This is a genomic window from Nonomuraea sp. NPDC050733 (genome assembly GCF_040654215.1).
GTDB lineage: Bacteria > Actinomycetota > Actinomycetes > Streptosporangiales > Streptosporangiaceae > Nonomuraea.
In genome coordinates, this window is sequence record NZ_JBFAHO010000004.1 from 287,418 (window position 1) to 301,611 (window position 14,194).

Consider the following 14,194-nt stretch of genomic DNA (forward strand, 5'->3'; position numbering starts at 1 on the left):
TGCCACAGAAACCACTAGATGTGGGGACGACACGCAAGCCGCAGAATATCCACCCAAACCTCGCACCTAGCAAAACGTCGGCATAACAGTCAGGTCACTACACAAAGTCGCGACATGATCTCTCTGGGCCTGGAAAGCGGCTCGACCTGCGGTGACAGGGCGTCAGATGTACGGTTTCGGGGCCTGCCGGGGCGACCAGTGTCACAAAACCCGGACAAACCTTACGGTGCCGCTGGGTAACAGGAATGTTGACGAACGGCAACCCCACGGGCTCGGCGAAGGCGGGGTCAGAGGGCGGCGCGGAAGGCGCGGATGTCCTCGACCAGGAGGTCCGGCGCCTGGAGGGACGCGAAGTGCCCGCCCCGGTCGTACTCGGTCCATCTGACGATCGTGTGCAGTCGCTCGGCGAGCGTGCGGATACTGCCGTCGCCGGGGAAGATCGCGACGCCGGTCGGCACGCCGGTGGCGGGTCTGCGCTCCTGGAAGGCCGCGGCGGCCTCCTTGTAGAGGCGCATCGACGACCCGGCGGTGCGGGTGAGCCAGAAGGTGGAGACGTTCGTCAGGATCGCGTCCCGGTCGACCGGGGTCTGCACGCCCCGGGCGGGGTCGTAGTCGACGAACCATTCGAGGTTCCAGGCGAGCAGGCCGAGGGGTGAGTCGGTGAGGGCGTAGGAGAGGGTCTGCGGGCGGGTCGACTGGATGGTGGCGTACCCGGACCGCTCGCGCCACTTCTCGGCGGTGGCCCGCGCCTTGGCCAGCTCCTCCGGGGTGAGCCCGGACGTTCCCGGGGCGGGCGTGGAGGCGGTCACCATGGCGTTGAGGTGGACGCCGATGACATGCTCGGGCGCGACCCTGGCCACCTCGGGGGAGATCAGGGACCCGAAGTCGCCGCCCTGCACGATGTAGCGGTCGTAGCCGAGCCGGCGCATCAGCTCGGCCCAGGCGCGGGCGATCCGGGTGACGTCCCAGCCGCGCTCGCGGGTGGGGCCGGAGAAGCCGAAGCCGGGCAGGGAGGGCAGCACCAGGTGGAAGGCGGGCGCGCCGCCCCCACCGGGCTCGGTCAGCGGGCGCACGATGTCCAGGAAGTCGGCGACGGTGCTCGGCCAGCCGTGGGTGACGAGCAGGGGTACGGCGTCCGGCTCGGGCGAGCGCACGTGGGCGAGGTGCACGCGCTGCCCGTCGATCTCGGTGGTGTACTGCGGCAGCTCGTTCAGCCGCCGCTCCTGCCTGCGCCAGTCGTACCCGTCACGCCAGTACTCGGCCAGCTCCCGCAGGTGGCCGGAGGCGACGCCGTAGTCCCAACCGGCGTCCGGGAGTTCGTCGGGCCAGCGGGACGCGTCGAGCCGGCGCGCGAGCTCGTCGAGGCCGGACTGGGGGACGTCGATGCGGAACGGTGTCAGGTCATGATCCATGGCGCCGAGGCTAGGAGGAAACGCGGCCGATCCCCTTCCGCATTGCGCGCGCAGTCCTGCTTCCCGCCTCGGCGGCCAATGCCCACGGCACGCTGTCCAACCCAGGCGAACCCCGAGGTGAAGCGCTGGGCAGAGCGGGTGCGCGAGTCCCGCCGGGCCCAGATCGCCCAGATGAAGGACCTGCTCGGCAGCTGACCCGGTTCGCGAAGCCGCGTGGCGGGGTACGAACCCGAAATCCCTCATAGACGCCAGCACCGTTAAGTGATTAGATCACTTGATATGTCCGAGGTTGTGCGGTCGACCCTGTCCGACGCTCTGACCGAGCGCATGCTGGAGCTCATCCACACCGGCGGGCTCCGGCCGGGTGACCGGCTGCCTTCGACCAGGGAGCTGTCCCAGCGCTTCGCCGTCACCACCCCGACACTGCGTGAGGCGCTTCGCCGGCTTGAGGCCACCGGGGCCGTCGAGATGCGGCACGGCTCCGGCATCTACGTCGGAGCCGACATCGAGCGGGTCGTGCTGCCCAACCCCAACATGCGCGAGCTGGACGGCGACCAGCTCGTGGAGCTGCTCGGCGCCCGCGTGGTCATCGAGCCGCCGCTGGCCGCCATGGCGGCCCGGCGCGCGGCGAGCGGTCGCGGCGGCCAGCTTGCCGTGCTGGAGCGCGTGCTGGACGAGGCCGCCCGGCATCTGCGCGGTGAGGACGCCGAGCTGCACGAGACCAACATGACCTTCCACCGGGCGACCGCCCGGCTGGCCGGCAACGGCGTGCTGCACGAGATCGTCGACTCGCTGCTCACGGTCCACGGGGCCGAGCAGCGGGCGATCCTGCAGATCTTCGACGACCGCCGCCGGGACTACGAGGAGCACCGGGCGATCCTGGAGGCCATCGTCGCAGGCGACGCCGCGGCGGCCGAGGAGCGCATGCGGGCCCACCTGGTGGACGTCAAGACCGTAGTTGAGCAGAGGTTGCACCACCCCCCCAAGTGAAACAAGGAGGCCGGGGCATGATCCGGTCACGCATGGCCACGCTCGGCGTCGCCGCCCTCTTCCTCGCCGCCTGTGGCGGCACCGGAGCCGGAACCCAGCAGAAGAAGACCGAGCTGACGCTGTACAACGACAAGGGCGCCTGGAGCAAGTACTTCGACGAGATGGGCGCGCTGTCGAAGCAGAAGATCGGCCTGGGCATGAAGCCGACGGGCTACACCGACTCGGCGCAGTACCAGGCGTTCATCAAGGCGTCGTTCCGCACCAACGTCAAGCCGGACCTGTTCACCTGGCAGACCGGGGGGATGCTGGAGGAGATCGTCAAGCAGAAGCAGGTGGCCGACACCACGGCCGTCTGGCAGGAGGCGATCAAGGCGGGGGATCTGTCGCAGGACCTCGCGCAGTACTACACGATCGACGGCAAGCAGTACTGCGTGCCGATGAACGTCGCCTACTGGGGGATGTTCTACAACAAGAAGCTCTTCGACCAGCACGGCCTCAAGCCGCCGACCACGTGGGACGAGCTGGTCGGCGCCGCCGCCACGCTGAAGAAGGCCGGGGTCACGCCCTTCTACCACACCAGCGTGCTGTTCTCCTTCGTCTGGTTCGAGCAGCTCATGGCCGGCAGCGACCCCGACCTGTACGACCGCTTGTCCACCGGCAAGGCCAAGTACACCGACCCCGGTGTGGTCCAGGTGATGGAGAAGTGGAAGCAGCTCATCGACGCCGGATACTTCGTGAACCCCGGTGACAAGACGGACCCGGGCGACGTGATGAAGAGCGGCAAGGCCGCGATGATCTCGTTCGGCACCTGGTTCAACACCAGCATGACCCAGCGGAGCATGAAGGCGGGCACCGACTACGGCTTCTTCGTGATCCCCAACGTCAACCCCTCCCTCCCCAAGACCTCCGTGATCTTCGAGAGCGGCCCGCTCTGCTCGCTGACCAAGGCCGCCGACCCGGACGCGAGCACGAAGTACCTCAAGTGGTGGACCACCGCCGAGGCCCAGGAGAAGTGGGCGAGCAGCCGCGGCGACGTGAGCGCCAACCCCAAGGTCGTGATCAAGGACGAGGCGCTCGGCCAGATCACCAAGGACGCGGGCAGCGGTAAGTACCGCCTGGTCAACCGCTACTTCGAGGCCACGCCGCCGCCCGTCCTGACCGCCGCCCTCGACGGCTTCGGCAAGTTCGTCACCGAGCCCGGCACGTACAAGGAGGTGCTGGAGACGATCCAGAAGGAGGCCGACGAGTACTGGAGCGCGCACCAGTGACCACCCGTACGCCCATTCTGGGGCGGTTCCGGCACGGGTACGTCGCCCCTGCGGCCCTGCTGGTCGCGGGGCTGCTCTACGCGCCGTTCGTGTGGACCGCGTACCTGAGCCTCACCCGCTACGACGGCCTGGCGCCGCCCGAGTGGGTCGGCGCGGCCAACTTCGCCCAGCTCCTCGACGACCCCGCGCTGCTGACCTCGCTGCGCAACACGCTGCTGTGGGTGCTCGGCACGATGGCGCTGCCCGTCGGCCTCGGCCTGCTGGTGGCCGTCCTGTCCTACGACATCAGGGGCGGCGCGTGGTACCGGGTGCCGTTCATGCTCCCGTACGCGCTCAGCGGCGCCGGGCTCGCCCTGGTGTGGAGCCCGATCCTGTCCCACGGCGGCGTCGCCAACCTGGTGCTCGGCGTGGACACGGCGTTCCTGCAGACCGCCCCGGCCAACACGCTGGCCATGCTGCTGGTGTGGACCTGGCAGCAGCTCGGCGTCAACACGCTGCTGTTCGTGGTGGGCCTCCAGTCGATCCCCAAGGAGCCGATCGAGGCGGCCCGGCTCGACGGCGCGTCGGGATGGCGGCTGTTCCGGCACATCACCTGGCCGCTGATGCGCCCGCTGACCGCCGTGGTCGTGGGGCTGGCGCTGGTGGCGAGCCTGAAGACGTTCGACATCGTCTGGGTGATGACCCAGGGCGGGCCGGGACGCAACTCCGAGACGCTCGCGGTGACCATGTACAAGGAGACGTTCGTGGCCAGCGACTACGGCTACGGCTCCGCGGTGGCGGTCATGCTGACCGTCGTCACCGGCCTGGCCTCCTACCTCTACCTGAGGAGGCAGATCCGATGATCAGGCGGGCCGTGCTCGTCGTGCTGGGGCTGATCTGGCTGGGCCCCACCTATCTCCTGCTGGTCAACGCCTCCCGCCCGGCCGCGTCGTACGACCCGGCGACGGCCTGGGCGCCGCCGGGCGACTTCGCGCTGTTCGCCAACTTCGCGACCGCGCTCGACAAGGTGGACCTGGGCTCCAGCCTGGCCAGCAGCGCGCTCTACAGCGTGGTGTCGCCGCTGCTCGGCGTCGTCGTCGGGGCGCTGGCCGGGTACACCATCGTGGTGCTCCGGTTGCGTCACGGGTTCTGGTGGTTCCTGCTCATCTTCGGTGGAACGGTGTTCCCGTCGCAGATGCTGCTGGTGCCGCTCTTCGTGGGCTACAGCGACGCCGGCCTGTACGACAGCCGGGCCGGCATGATCCTCATCTACACGGCCATCAACGTCCCCCTGGCCGCGTTCGTGCTGCGCAACTTCTACAGCGGCGTGGCGTTCTCGATCTTCGAGGCCGCCCGGATGGACGGCGCGTCCACCTTCCGCATCTTCTGGCGCGTCTACCTGCCGATCTCGACCAGCGCGCTCGCCGCCGTGTTCATCCTCGAGTTCACCTTCATCTGGAACGATCTGATCTTCGGTCTGACCCTGTCCACGACCGAGAGCGTGCGGCCCGTGATGACCGCGCTCGCCGGCCTGATGTCCGACGTCTACGCGGGCACCCCCGTGCCCGTGGGCCTGGCGGCGGGCCTGATGTGCTCGCTGCCGACGGTCGTGCTGTTCCTCGCCACCCAGCGCCTCTTCGCCCGAGGCCTGTCCCTAGGGAGTGTCTGAATTGACCAGCCGGTTGCTGCAGCGGAGCCTGGGCTCCCCGGACTACGACGGGATCAGGCAGGCGCTGCGCAACGACACCTCGTCCCCCGTCATCGAGCTGCGGGGGCTGGAGGTGCGGGTCGCGGTCCTGCCGTTGTTCACGCACGACGGCCGCCAGGCGGTCCGGGTGTCGAGCACGCGGCCGCTGACGCACGTGCTGGTCGGGGCGGACAGCGCCACCGGCTCCGACGTCACGCTGCTCGTGCCCGAGGTGTCCGGGCCGCGCGCGTTCACGCTGGAGTCGCGCGACGACGAGGGGCTCGTCGGGTCCGCGCTGATCACCGTGACGCCGCAGCGCAAGTGGAGCGTGTTCGTCGTCCACCACTCCCACCTGGACATCGGCTACACCGACCCGCAGGGCACGGTGCTCCGCCACCACCTCGAATACCTCGACGCGGCGGTCCGCCTGGCCGGCGAGACCGCCTCCTGGCCCGACGACGCGAAGTTCCGCTGGACGGTCGAGTCGTCGATGCCGGCGCTGAAGTGGCTCGCCGCCCGGCCCGCCGAGCAGGTCGGGGCATTCGCCGCGCTGGCCCGCGAGGGGATCATCGAGGTGACCGCCCTGCCGTTCCAGCTCCACACCGAGGCGTGCTCGACCGAGGAGCTCTACCGGCAGCTCCGCTTCACCTCCGAGCTGCACGACCGGTACGGCTTCGCCACGCGCTCGGCCATGCACACCGACGTCCCCGGCGCCGTGGTCGGCCTGGTCGACGCGCTCAACGCGGCGGGGGTGCGCTACCTCGCCGCGGCCCACAACTGGGCCGGGCGGTCCGTGCCGTACCTGCACGGCGGCGACAAGCTGACCCGGCCGTTCCGGTGGCGGGCGCCCAGCGGCAACGAGCTGCTGGTCTGGTTCACCGACACCCCCCACGGCATGGCCTACATGGAGGGCAACACGGTCGGGCTGACCGACTCCTACGAGCTGGCCGACGACCTGCTGCCGCGCTACCTGTCCGCCCTGGCCTCGCGCGGGTACCCGTACGGGCCGGGCACGTTCGGCTGGCAGGGGCCGGACGCGCCCCGGGAGCCGTACGAGCTGGACGTGCTGCACCTGCGCGTGCAGGGCGCGCACGCCGACAACGCCGGCCCGTCGATCGTGCCCGCCGCGATCGCGCGGACCTGGAACGAGAACTGGGCCTACCCGCGCCTGCGCTCGGCCGTCAACAGCGACTTCTTCGAGCACGTCGAGGAGCGCTACCTCGACCGGCTGGCCGTCCACGAGGGCGACTGGACCGACTGGTGGGCCGACGGGCTCGGCTCGGGCGCGCGCCCGCTCGGCTACGTGCGGCGGGCGCAGTCGGCGCTGCGCGCCGCCGAGACCCTGCACACGCTCGCCGGGGCGGACGCCACCGAGCAGATCGACGAGGCGTACGACAAGGTGGCGCTGTTCAACGAGCACACCTGGGGCGCCGCGAACCCGTGGGAGGACGCCGAGGAGGCCGGCGACTCAGGCGGGCTGCAGTGGACCCGCAAGTCGTCGGGCGCCTACGACGCACAGGACGACGCGGCCGACCTGCTGCACGCCGCGGTCCGCCGCTTCGGCGCGGCCCTGTCCGGCGAGGGCGGCCACCCGGACGGCGCCCTGGCGTCGTTCGCGGTGTTCAACCCGGCGACGCGGGCCCGCACCGACCTCGTGCGGGCGTTCCTGCCGCGCGACGTGGTGGCCGCCGACGTGCCGATCGCGCTGGTGGACGCCCGGACCGGCGAGACGCTCGCCCACCACGAGGAGTACGTCCACCCCGACGACTGGCCGACCCGGCCGATCGGGCGGCACCTGCACGCGGTGGTGCCCGACGTCCCCGGCCACGGCTACGCCCGGATCGACGTGGTCAGGAGCGAGAGCCAGGCGGCCGAGCCGGTCGAGGCCGACCCGGGCGGGGTCATCGAGAACGAGTTCTACCGGGTGACGTACGACGTCCGCGAGGGCTACATCGGCTCGATCTTCGACAAGGTCGCCGGCCGGGAGCTGGTCAACCGGGACGCGGCGGCCGGCTTCGGCCAGTACGTCTACGACCGCTACGCCACCGCCCCGCACTTCAACCACCTGTCCGGGCACGTGGGCGCGCACGACCGCACGCTGCTCGGCGACCGAGCCATCGGCCGGAACGCCACCGTCGTCAAGGCCCAGCGCACCGCCGTGACCGAGCGGCTGGTCGTGGAGCTCCAGGGCAAGGGCGTGGACTGGCTGCGCACCACGATCGAGCTGCACCGCGGCGTCCCCCGGCTGGACCTGACCTACCAGCTCGCCAAGCAGGGCACCCCGGCGAAGGAGGCGGTCTTCCTGGCCTTCCCGTTCGCCGCCGGCAAGGCGACCGCCTGGGAGCTGACCGGCGGCGTCGGCGGGCCGGACGTGCCGCAGGTGCCCGGCTCAGCCGCGTACATGCTGCCCATCCGGCACTGGATCGCCTTCGACGACCCCGAGCTGACCGTCGCCTGGGCCACGCTGGAGGCGCCGCTGGTGCAGCTCGGCACCATCCACATGCCGTACGCGCCGTTCCCGCCGACGCTGGAGCGGGAGGACGGCACGGTGTACTCCTGGGCGCTCAACAACATCTGGGACACGAACTTCCCGGCGCAGCAGCAGGGCGAGACCACGTTCCGCTACGCGGTCATGTCCGAGGCGGGCGCCGAGGGCAGGCGGCTGGGCGCGCTCGCGGCCTCCGGGCTGACCGAGCCGTTCGCGGGCGTGCTGGTCACCGGCCCGTCGGGCGACGCCGTCCGGTCGTACGCGTCGGTGGACCATCCCGACGTGCTGGTCACCTCGATCGGGCAGGCGGGGGCCGAGCGGGTCGTCCGGCTCCAGTCGCTGGCCGCCGAGCCGGTCGAGGTCACGCTCACCCTGCCCGGGCTGCGCTCCGCCCGGGTCAGCGCCGGGCTGGAGCGCGGGCGCGAACCCGCCGAGGTGGCGGGCGAATCGGTCAAGGTACGGCTGCCCGCGTGCGGGGTGGCCGCGGTCTGGGGGACGTGCGCGTGAAGATCGTTGACATCCGGGCCACCACGGTCGCCGTACCGCTGGAGGCGCCGCTGCGGCACAGCAACGGCGCCCACTGGGGGCGGTTCGTCCGGACGCTCGTCGAGGTCGAGACCGACGACGGGTTCGTCGGCCTGGGCGAGATGGGCGGGGGAGGCGAGAGCGCCGAGGCGGCCTTCCGGGCGCTCCTGCCGTACCTGAAGGGTCACGACCCCTTCCGGCTCGAAGCGCTCCGCTTCAAGATCGCGAATCCGACGGCGTCGCTCTACAACAACCGCACTCAGCTCCTCGCCGCCATCGAGTTCGCCTGCCTCGACCTCGTCGGGCAGCGGCTCGGCGTGCCGGTCAGCGAGCTGCTGGGCGGCCGCGTCCGCGACGCCGTGCCGTTCGCGTCGTACCTGTTCTTCCGGTACGCGGCCGAGGGACACCCCGAGATCCGCACCCCCGACCAGCTCGTCGCGCACGCGCGGGATCTGAAGGAGGCGCACGGGTTCACCGTCCACAAGCTCAAGGGCGGCGTTTTCCCGCCCGACCACGAGCTGGAGTGCTACCGGGCGCTGGCCGACGCCTTCCCCGGCGACCGGCTGCGCTACGACCCCAACGCGGTGCTGTCGCTGGCCGAGGGGCTGCGCTTCGGCCGGGCCATCGAGGGGCTGGACAACGACTACCTGGAGGACCCCGTCTGGGGCCTGGAGGGGCTGCGGGCCGTGCGCGAGCAGGTCCGGGTGCCGCTCGCCACGAACACCGTCGTCGTCAACTTCGAGCAGCTCGCCTCCAACGTGCTGCGCCGCGCCGCCGACGTGGTCCTGCTCGACACCACCTTCTGGGGCGGCATCCGGCCGTGCGTGAAGGCGGCCGGGGTGTGCGAGACGTTCCAGCTCGGCATCGCCGTCCACTCCTCCGGCGAGCTGGGCGTCCAGCTCGCCACCATGCTGCACCTCGGCGCGGTGCTGCCCAACCTCACGTACGCGGCCGACGCCCACTACCACCAGCTGCGCGACGACGTCATCGAGGGCGGCCCGCTGCCGTACACGGGCGGCGCCATCGCGGTGCCCACCGGGCCGGGGCTCGGCGTGCGGCTGGACCGGGAGAAGGTGGAACGTTACGCCGAGCTCTACCGCGAGCTGGGCGGCTACCCCTACGACCGGGACCCGGGCCGGCCCGGCTGGTACGCCCAGGTGCCCAACGACCGCTTCGCCGACCCGGACGTCTCCCTGGAGGTCCCCCTCTAGCCTCTCGCTCCCACGTCTGTCTCCCTTGCACGATTCGGCATGTCATGACGGACCGTACGCGACATGCCACGCTAGGTTACCGATCAAGGAGACTCACCTTCGAGGCCCTCGGGGAGACAGCTGTGGGGACGATCACTCGCGTGGCCGGTGCCCTGGCCGCGGCCACGACGCTCACCCTCGTGCTGCCGGCGGCGTCCGCGCTGGCGGGGCCGAACGGCGGCTGCGGCAAGGACACGGTGTGCCTGTACGCGTACTACGGCTACAACTACGACGGGGCCTACCCGCGCGATCTGTGGCGCGACTTCGCCACGAGCGAGCCGTACCTCGGCGACGACCGGTGGTTCGAGGACAAGAAGGGGCTGGAGAGCGGGCGGCCGGTGGACGACGACAGCAGCTCCGTCAAGAACCACGCCGGCTGCGACGTCGTCCTCTGGCAGAACCCCTTCTACACCGGCGCCCACAGCACGTTCGCGGACGGCCGCGCCGACCCCTTCCTGGGCGGCAGCGAGGTCGGCAACAACACCGCGAGCTCCCTCAGCATCTGGTGCGTGTGACCGGATGGGGCGGGGCCGGTTTCCGGATCGGGCCTCCGGAGACCGGCCGCCGCGAACCCTTCCGCGCCCCGGCGGCCCTCGGCGCGCTCCTGAGCGCCGTGGCCTGCACGACCATGGCCTGCGCCGCCGCCCCACCGCCGCCGCCTGGTGCGCCCGTGGCGGATCGGCCGGTCACCGATGGGCCGGCCATGGATGGACCGGTCACCGATGGGCCGGTCGCCGGCGGTGACGGGCCGGCGCACCCGGTGACCCGGGTCGCCGACCTCGTGCTGCCGTTCGACGCCTACCGCCCCACGCCGGGCCAGCGTGCCCTGATGGCGCGCGCCCGCGCCGCGCTCCTCGCCCGCTGCATGCACCGCCGCGGTCACGCCGTCTCACCGCCCCGCCCGGACGCCGCCGCCGTCGCCGCAGGGGACCCTGGCAACAGCCGCCGGTACGGCGTCGCGGACCCCGGCCGGGCCCGCCGCCGCGGCTACCACCTGCCCCCGTCCGCGCCGTCCGGCACGGCCTGGGACTCCGGCCTGAGCCGCTCCGCCCGCCGCGACCTCGACGGCGCCCCCGGCCACCCGGGCTGCGCCGAGCGCGTCACGACCGAGCTGTCCGGGCCTGACCCGGCGCCCGCCGCCGCGGACCCCGTGACCGGCGCGCTCCGGGAGAGCGCGGCGCGTGCCACCGCCACGGACTGGCAGTGGCTCGCGCTCCAGGACGCGCGGACGGTCGAGCAGGCCGCCCGGCACCCCGCCGTCGTCGAGGCCGCCGCCCGCTGGAGCGCCTGCATGGAGCGCGCCGGCCATCCCTACCCGTCACCGGAGGCGGCCATCGCCGACCCCCGCTGGGACCTGCGCTCCGACGCCGTCACGGCACCGGAGCGGCGGACGGCGACGGCCGACACGGCCTGCAAGTGGTCCTCGGGGCTGGTGAGCGCCTGGTACGCCGCCGACGCCGCGGCGCAGCGCGCCGTCATCGCGGCCGAGCCCGCCCGGTTCGCGGCCCTCCGCGACGACCTGCGCGCCCGCCTGGCCCGCGCCGCCGACCTGACCGCTGATGTGACCGGCGACCTGACCGGCGATCTGACCAGCGCGGTCTTAGAACGCTGACGCCCGCGCCGCCGGGGCGGCGGCGCGCGGGCGTGGTCAGTCAGGAAGGGCGGCCGGGTTCCGCGCCAGCAGGCCGCCGTCCACCCGGTGCTCCGCGCCGGTGATGAACGACGAACGGGGGCTCGCGAGGAACGCCACCAGCTCGGCCACCTCCTCCGCCCGAGCCACCCGGCCAAGAGGGTGAGCGCGGCCCCACTGGGCCATCTGCTCCTCCTGCGACAGCGGTCCCCGCCACAGGTCGGCCGCCCAGCGCAGCATCGGCGTGTCCACCGAGCCGGGGCACACCACGTTCGCCCGGATGCCGTCGGCCGCGTGGTCGAGCGCCATCGCCCTGGTCAGGCCGTTCAGGGCGGCCTTGCTGGCGGTGTAGGCGGCCACCTGCGCCTGGGAGGCGAACGCCTGCACCGACGACATCACCACGATCGACCCGCCGCCGCGCGCCCGCAGCCGGGGGACGGCAGCCTTGCAGGTGAGGTAGACGCCCTTGAGGTTGATGTCCAGGACCTCGTCCCAGACGTCCTCCGGGGTGTCCTCGACCGTGCCGTACCTCTGCACGCCCGCGCACGTCACCACGATGTCCAGCCCGCCGTACCGGGTGACCGCGAGGTCCACCAGGTCGCGCATGTCGCCGGCCCGCCGCACGTCGGCGACGACGCCCGTCACGTGCTCGCTGTCGAGCGCCGCGTCCTTGTCGGCGCCGCAGAACACCACGGACGCGCCGCCGTCGGCCAGCCGGTCCACCACCGCGCGCCCGATTCCCATCGAGCCGCCGGTGACCAGTGCCACCTTCCCGTTGAACTCGCTCACGCGAGGACCTCCACCCGCATCGTCAGCGTTCTCATCTCACGTGGTCCCAGGGTGAGCGCCGTGCCGTTGGCCACGGCCCGCTCCAATCCGTCGGTCGGCATGCCGGCGAACGGCTCCAGCCCGACGGTGTAGGCGCGCCCCCACCACGGGTAGCCGGCCGACGCGCCGACCTCCTGCCACATCCACAGGTACGGCAGGACCTCCGCGTCCCACTCGACGCGCAGCCCCACCTCACCGGAGATCTCGTACCACCCTTCGGCGAACCCCGTCAGGTACACGATGTCACTGGGCGCCCCGCGCTCCGGCACCACGCTCAGGTCGGTCTCGCCGCCGCCGTCGGCCGGCACGACCGGCCACGTCCACGGCCCTCCCGCCTTGACCCGGCGCCCGAGGGGGTTGATGGCGCTGTCGTGCGGGATCACGGTGACGCCGTCCGGCAGCCGGATGCGCGCGCCCGGCCGCAGGAACGGCCGGCCGTACACGATGTGCTGCCCCCACATCGCGTGCAGCTCCACCTCGGACTCGTTGGTCACCCGCCCCTCGACCTCCAGCGCGGCCGTGCCCGCCCGCAGCCGGAAGGTCTTCTCCACCAGGTACGGCAGGCGCCGGGTCCGCACGCTGAGCCGCACCGCGACCTCCTCCTCGGAGTCGGCCGTGACCTCGCAGTCCCAGGGGAGCCCGGCCACCTCGCCGTGCTGCGCCAGCCGCGCCCCCCGGTACTCGCTGGGGGCGCCGCCGTTGGGGAAGACCTCCTGCCATCCGCCTTCGTAGTGGTCGACGAACTGGGCGACGTCGTCGGCGGCACCCTGGAGGTGGTGGGCCGGGTCGCGCAGGCCCTGCGGCGAGAGCCAGACGAAGTCGGTGTCGGTGGGCTTGTGCAGGAACTCCACCACGTCACCGCCCTTGCCGGGCACCACGGTCACGCGGAGCCGCTCGTTCTCCAGCACGACCGCCCGCAGCCCGTCGAGGGTGACGGACCGCAGGCGCGCCGCCCAGTTCCGTCTCACCCGAAGCTCACGTCGATGAAGCGGGGCCGGTAGATCGACGAGTCGCGGTAGTGGTCGGTGTTCACGAAGCTGTTGACGTTGTAGGACACGACCAGTCCCTTGCCCGAGACCTCGGGGTGGGCGTGGGCGTTGTAGGTGAAGATGTTCCCGCTGGTCTCGGGGGTCGTGTAGACGTGCTGCTTGCCGGTGAACGGCCCGGCCGGCGAGCACGAGGAGTAGGCCACGATGTTCGCGCTCAGCGCCTCGGTCGTGTCGTGGGTGATGAGCACGTAGCCGTCGCCGACCTTGGTGACGCTGTACTCGTTGGCCACGCCACTCATGACGCGGGCCGAGTCGCTCTCGCTGGCCGACCAGGTGCCGTCGGCCTTCAGGTACTCCCAGGCTCCGAGCAGGCTCTGCCCCTTGACCCGGGCGACGTGCATGTACTTGGGCGAGCCGAGGTCCTCCACGCCGTAGACGTAGGTGTAGCCGCCGTCCTTGAGGGTGGCCGAGGCCCACGCGACCCCGTGCCCGGAGGGCAGGTCGTGGACGCTGAGCGGGCGGTCCAGCCGGCCGGGGGCGAACCTGGCGACCACGTTGCGGTGCCAGCGCCAGTCCCACGTGCCGGTGCCGAAGCGCTCGTACTCCTGGTAGGTCACCTCGACGACGCCCCCGGCCAGGGTGGCGTCACCGGCCCAGTACCAGTGCTTCTTGTCGCGCGGCGGCATCACCGCGGCCGGCTTGCCCGGGGTGCCGGCGTAGATCGTGGACAGCCGGCCGCCCTGCTCGACGGCGAAGGTGTTGTTCAGGAAGACGGTGCTGCCGCCCTCCTCGACCACCGGCGGCCGCGATCCGTCGGTGTTGATCCGGCCGAGGAACGTGTCGGAGAAGATCCACAGCTCGCGCCCGCTGGGCAGGCGCAGCGAGTAGGTGCCGTCGGCTCCGGTCCAGTCGTCGAGCCGGCTGTTGTCGTTGCCGTACGCGGTGAACAGACTGGTCAGCCGGGCGTCGATCGAGGCGCCCTTGACGGCCGGCGCGCATGCGGAGGGTGCGGTGAGCGGCGTGGCGGACCGCTCGGCGGAGATCGTCGGCACCGGTTTCGGCGGTGCGGCCGTGGCCTGGGAGGGCAGTGCGGTGAGGCCGAGGATCGTGGCGGCCAGGGGGACGAGGGCAGTGCGGAATCGCGGCAT

12 protein-coding genes are annotated in these 14,194 nt (G+C 71.9%); 8 read left to right on the forward strand and 4 right to left on the reverse strand.

Annotated elements, in window-relative coordinates:
- Window positions 1–287 precede the first annotated feature (287 nt).
- On the reverse strand, window positions 288–1,412 hold the full coding sequence (locus AB0H64_RS10975; protein ID WP_357622699.1) for an epoxide hydrolase family protein: 1,125 nt from the start codon (window positions 1,410–1,412) through the stop codon (window positions 288–290).
- A 279-nt stretch (window positions 1,413–1,691) separates the two neighbouring features.
- Here AB0H64_RS10975 and AB0H64_RS10980 point away from each other — a divergent pair, with 279 nt between their 5' ends.
- From AB0H64_RS10980 to AB0H64_RS11015, 8 genes are all read left to right on the forward strand, one after another.
- A complete protein-coding gene (locus AB0H64_RS10980) occupies window positions 1,692–2,402 on the forward strand; it encodes an FCD domain-containing protein (RefSeq protein ID WP_357622700.1) in 711 nt (236 codons plus the stop codon).
- Between the two features lie 17 nt (window positions 2,403–2,419).
- The gene (locus AB0H64_RS10985) at window positions 2,420–3,670 is read left to right on the forward strand and encodes an extracellular solute-binding protein (protein ID WP_357622702.1); all 1,251 of its coding nucleotides are present in this window, start codon (window positions 2,420–2,422) and stop codon (window positions 3,668–3,670) included.
- The gene (locus tag AB0H64_RS10990; RefSeq protein WP_357622704.1) at window positions 3,667–4,512 is read left to right on the forward strand and encodes a sugar ABC transporter permease; all 846 of its coding nucleotides are present in this window, start codon (window positions 3,667–3,669) and stop codon (window positions 4,510–4,512) included. Before AB0H64_RS10985 ends, AB0H64_RS10990 begins: the two co-directional genes overlap by 4 nt.
- Entirely contained in the window at window positions 4,509–5,318 is an 810-nt protein-coding gene (locus AB0H64_RS10995) for a carbohydrate ABC transporter permease (protein WP_357622705.1), read from the forward strand. The genes AB0H64_RS10990 and AB0H64_RS10995 overlap by 4 nt, the downstream gene beginning before the upstream one ends.
- The gene (locus AB0H64_RS11000) at window positions 5,311–8,331 is read left to right on the forward strand and encodes a hypothetical protein (protein ID WP_357622707.1); all 3,021 of its coding nucleotides are present in this window, start codon (window positions 5,311–5,313) and stop codon (window positions 8,329–8,331) included. The genes AB0H64_RS10995 and AB0H64_RS11000 overlap by 8 nt, the downstream gene beginning before the upstream one ends.
- The gene (locus AB0H64_RS11005) at window positions 8,328–9,560 is read left to right on the forward strand and encodes an enolase C-terminal domain-like protein (protein ID WP_357622709.1); all 1,233 of its coding nucleotides are present in this window, start codon (window positions 8,328–8,330) and stop codon (window positions 9,558–9,560) included. Before AB0H64_RS11000 ends, AB0H64_RS11005 begins: the two co-directional genes overlap by 4 nt.
- Window positions 9,561–9,682: 122 nt before the next feature.
- Window positions 9,683–10,114 carry a hypothetical protein gene (locus tag AB0H64_RS11010; protein ID WP_357622710.1) on the forward strand — a complete coding sequence of 144 codons (432 nt, stop codon included), beginning with the start codon at window positions 9,683–9,685 and terminating at the stop codon, window positions 10,112–10,114.
- Window positions 10,111–11,211, forward strand: coding sequence for a hypothetical protein (locus AB0H64_RS11015; RefSeq protein ID WP_357622711.1), 1,101 nt, complete (start codon window positions 10,111–10,113; stop codon window positions 11,209–11,211). Before AB0H64_RS11010 ends, AB0H64_RS11015 begins: the two co-directional genes overlap by 4 nt.
- Window positions 11,212–11,247: 36 nt before the next feature.
- Here the strand turns inward: AB0H64_RS11015 and AB0H64_RS11020 are convergent, their stop codons facing one another.
- Genes AB0H64_RS11020 through AB0H64_RS11030 form a run of 3 tightly spaced genes read right to left on the reverse strand, consistent with a single transcriptional unit; the run spans window position 11,248 to window position 14,194 of the window.
- Window positions 11,248–12,018, reverse strand: coding sequence for an SDR family oxidoreductase (locus AB0H64_RS11020; RefSeq protein ID WP_357622712.1), 771 nt, complete (start codon window positions 12,016–12,018; stop codon window positions 11,248–11,250).
- Entirely contained in the window at window positions 12,015–13,025 is a 1,011-nt protein-coding gene (locus AB0H64_RS11025) for a DUF4432 family protein (RefSeq protein ID WP_357622713.1), read from the reverse strand. Before AB0H64_RS11025 ends, AB0H64_RS11020 begins: the two co-directional genes overlap by 4 nt.
- Window positions 13,022–14,194, reverse strand: a complete 1,173-nt coding sequence (locus AB0H64_RS11030; RefSeq protein ID WP_357622714.1) for a DUF4185 domain-containing protein — start codon at window positions 14,192–14,194, stop codon at window positions 13,022–13,024. Before AB0H64_RS11030 ends, AB0H64_RS11025 begins: the two co-directional genes overlap by 4 nt.

Excerpts from the sequence above, each read along its gene's own strand:
- AB0H64_RS10975 (WP_357622699.1), bottom strand. The coding sequence starts at position 1,412 with ATGGATCATGACCTGACACCGTTCCGCATCGACGTCCCCCAGTCCGGC.
- AB0H64_RS10980 (WP_357622700.1), top strand. The coding sequence starts at position 1,692 with ATGTCCGAGGTTGTGCGGTCGACCCTGTCCGACGCTCTGACCGAGCGC.
- AB0H64_RS10985 (WP_357622702.1), top strand. The coding sequence starts at position 2,420 with ATGATCCGGTCACGCATGGCCACGCTCGGCGTCGCCGCCCTCTTCCTC.
- AB0H64_RS10995 (WP_357622705.1), top strand. The coding sequence starts at position 4,509 with ATGATCAGGCGGGCCGTGCTCGTCGTGCTGGGGCTGATCTGGCTGGGC.
- AB0H64_RS11030 (WP_357622714.1), bottom strand. The coding sequence starts at position 14,194 with ATGCCGCGATTCCGCACTGCCCTCGTCCCCCTGGCCGCCACGATCCTC.